We start from the raw sequence: 2,673 nt of genomic DNA, 5'->3' as shown, positions 1-2,673 counted from the left end.
TCGCGCCGTCTACAAACGCGACGAGTGGCGACTTCAATTCGTCTGTCGAACCACCATCGACCCGGAACCACCGGGCGACGAGGTGGCCGGTGTTGACCTCGGGATTTGCAACTTCGCCGCCGTCTCGTTCGGCTGTGAATCGGTGCTGTATCCCGGTGGCGCACTCAAAGAGGACGAATACTACTTCACGAAGAAGAAAGCCAAGTGTGACGATTCCTTGTCCCGAGAGGCAACTCGTCTCGACCGGAAACGAACGAGTCGCCGGACGCACTTCTTGCACGCACTCTCGAAAGCGATTGTGGAGGAGTGTGTCGAACGAGGTGTTGGTACGCTTGTCGTTGGCGACCTCGGCGGCATTCGTGAGGATGGCGAAAGTGGTGAGTCTCGGAATTGGGGCGACCACGGAAACCTCGACTTGCAAGGGTGGGCGTTCGACCGCTTCACGACGCTTCTCGACTACAAGGCGGAAGCCGAGGGCATCGACGTGGAGTTGGTGTCGGAATGCGATACATCGAAGTCGTGTTCGGCGTGTGGTCACACAGACGATAACCAGCGCGTTGAACGCGGCCTGTACGTGTGTGAAGCGTGCGATACGGTTGCGAACGCGGACGTGAATGGTGCGGAGAATATTCGGCAAAAGGTACTCCCGAGTCTCGCCATGGATGGCGGTGATAGGGATAACGGCTGGTTGGCACAGCCAGCGGTTCGCCTGTTCGACAGTAGTGAGGGCTATTTCGCCCCACGAGAACAGGTCCTGAACCGCGAACCTTAATATCCCAACTCAGCGGTGCGGTGCCGTGGGATTCCCGCGTCTTCAGGCGCGGAAGGATGTCAACGCCGTCAACATCGTCGGTGTCAAGCAAACCGGTCGGCTACAGGCCGGAATCGTTAGTTTCGTCCTCCTCGTTCTCGTCGGGTTCGTGGCCGAGGGGATAACGTACGTCGATCACGCACAATACCATCCGTTTCTGACGCACGGAGATACCGGACTTCTCGCCGCGACTGGCTTCGTCTTCGTCTCCTATGCCGGTGTCACGAAGATCGCCAGCGTTGCCGAAGAAGTCGAAAACCCGGGACGAAACATTCCGATTGCGATCCTCGTTTCGGTCCTCGTGATGATGTTGGTGTACACGCTGACCGTTTTCGTTATCGTCGGCGTCGTACCGGCACCCGAGCTACAGACGAGTCACAGTTTGACGCCGATGGCTCGGGCGGCAGAATCGTTTGCAGGGCTGGTCGGTGGCCTCGTGCTTGCCATCGTCGCGGTCTTGGAATTGACGAGTATGGCGAATGCCGGTGTACTGTCATCGTCGCGCTATCCGCTCGCGATGAGCCGAGACTCGCTCGCTCCCCCACAGTTCAGCGAAGTGAGCGAACGGTTTAAAACGCCAATTTACTCGATCGGATTCACCGGATTGATCCTGCTCGTCCTGATCGCATTCGTCCCGGTCGTCGATCTCGCGAAGTTGGCGAGTGCGTTCCAGATCCTCGTTTTCGTCTTCATCAATGGAGCACTCATCGCGTTTCGCGAAAGTGACCTCGAGTGGTATTCCCCCGAGTTTACGGCCCCCGGCTATCCGCTAGTGCAGGGAATCGGTGCCCTCGGCGGACTTCTCTTACTGACACAGATGGGAGTCGTCGTACTCGGAGGCGCACTGGGAATCATCCTGTTTGGCCTTGCGTGGTATCGATTCTACGGTCTCGAACGAACGGAACGGGAAGGAGCAGCCCTCGATGCGATCCGACGATCCGAGAGCTCTCAAACGTTGATCGAGACGGAACGTGCAGTTGCCGATGGTGACGGTCACGTCCTCGTTGCGATGGACGTGGACACGTCCGTTGAGCGAGAACAGACGTTACTCCGCATCGCGGCGTGCGTAGCACAACAACAAGGCGGAACGGTTCACGCGATCCGCTTCGAGGAAGTTTCGGACCAACTCCCCCTCTCGTCGGCGACCGAGTTGACCATGGAGGACCGCCAATTCGAGGCCCAGACGCGTGCGTTAGCGGACGAGTTACCGGCTCGGATCGAGGCGAGTGAGGTCGTCAGTCACGACATAAAGAAGGCAGTTATCAACTATGCCGACGACCTCGGTGTCGAACTCATTCTCGGTGACTGGCGACCGGAACACTGGCACGCCGAGTTGCTTGGAAGCGACGTCGACTGGTTTATGAAACATGCGCCGTGTTCGACGACGTTCGTTCAGGACTGTGGACTCGAACAAGTTGACGAAATCACGGTTCTCACTCAACGACGACCTTACGAGCCAACGAAGGTGGCTATCGCCAATGCAATTGCCAGTGTGTTCGGGGCGACCATTCGGTTCGTCACCGCCGTTGACTCGGATGTCTCGGACGAGCAACTCGGTGTGACACGTGCGTTTTTGACCGATCTCGAGGAGCTCTGTTCGGTCGAGACGGAGAGCGAAATCATCAGGGTGGCAGATACGGTGGATGGATTGGTTGCCGAAGCGTCAACTGCTGACTTGGCGATTTTAGGGACGGTCGCACACTCCCGCCACCACGAGATGCTTCTCGGTGATCCGGCGACTGAGATCAGTAGCCAGCTCAATTGTAGCGTTCTCTTGGTCCACCCGCCCAAATCGAGAGGGACGACACTCGTTCAGGCAGTTGTCGAACGAGTTGCGTACTGAATTCGGTTCGTTTGATACC

The 2,673-nt window shown here is 57.8% G+C and carries 2 protein-coding genes; both read left to right on the top strand.

The features are described from left to right. On the top strand, positions 1 to 772 hold a 772-nt coding region (locus WBV42_RS15120), incomplete at its 5' end, for an RNA-guided endonuclease InsQ/TnpB family protein (RefSeq protein ID WP_423986759.1). A gap of 25 nt (positions 773 to 797) precedes the next feature. Continuing rightward, positions 798 to 2,654 (top strand): amino acid permease, encoded by a 1,857-nt coding sequence (locus tag WBV42_RS15115; RefSeq protein ID WP_423986758.1) that lies wholly within the window; start codon positions 798 to 800, stop codon positions 2,652 to 2,654. The last annotated feature ends 19 nt before the right edge of the window (positions 2,655 to 2,673 follow it).

The organism is Haladaptatus sp. (assembly GCF_049589095.1).
GTDB lineage: Archaea > Halobacteriota > Halobacteria > Halobacteriales > Haladaptataceae > Haladaptatus.
The sequence above is the reverse complement of the archived record's forward strand: the minus strand, read 5'-3'. Positions and strand labels throughout refer to the sequence as shown.